Below are 699 nucleotides of genomic sequence, written 5' to 3' on the forward strand. Positions count from 1 at the left end.
CCCACGCGGGCTGCCGCGGCGCTGCCGGCCGCCACGCCGGCGCGCAGGGCGCTGGACCGGTCCTCGCCGCGCAGCCAGGCCGAGAGCAGCCCGGCGTTGAAGGCATCGCCGCACCCGGTGGCGTCGACGTTCTCGACGACCGGCGCCTCGGCCGACTCGTCGACGTCGGCCCCGACCCACCGAGCCCCGGCCGCGCCGTAGGTGGCGACGACCTCGCCGGCGTGCCCGAGGATCGCGGCCAGACCGCCGAGCGCCACGACCTCGTTCTCGTTGGGCAGCAGCAGGTCCACTCCCGAGACCCACGACAGGAACGCCGAGACCCCCTCGCGCTCGATGAGCGCCGGCGACTGCGGGTCGACCGACGTCGTCCATCCCAGTGCGCGCGCCTGGCGCAGCGACTCGAGGCCCGCCGCCCGCGACCCCGCGTCGAAGAGCACGTAGCCCGACAGGTGGAGGTGCGGCCGCGGGTCGAGCGGCAGGCCGAGCGAGGCCAGGTCGACGTCCGCGACGGAGAAGGCCCGGTTGGCCCCGCGGTCCGGGAACATCGTCCGGTCGCCGTGGGCGTCGAGGAAGATCACCACCATGCACGTCGGCAGCGCCGGGTCGACGGCGAAGGCGCACGTGACACCGGCGGCCTCGAGCTCGCCCCGGCACGCCTGCCCTGCCGCGTCGTCGCCGACCCGCGCGAGGAGCGTCACC

1 protein-coding gene is annotated in these 699 nt (G+C 76.4%); it reads right to left on the minus strand.

What is annotated here, in order from left to right:
- The coding region (locus AC1DP0_RS22410) for a carbohydrate kinase family protein (RefSeq protein WP_478088856.1) at positions 1-699 on the minus strand (699 nt) is incomplete at both ends.

Source organism: Terrabacter sp. P5_B1 (assembly GCF_056400505.1).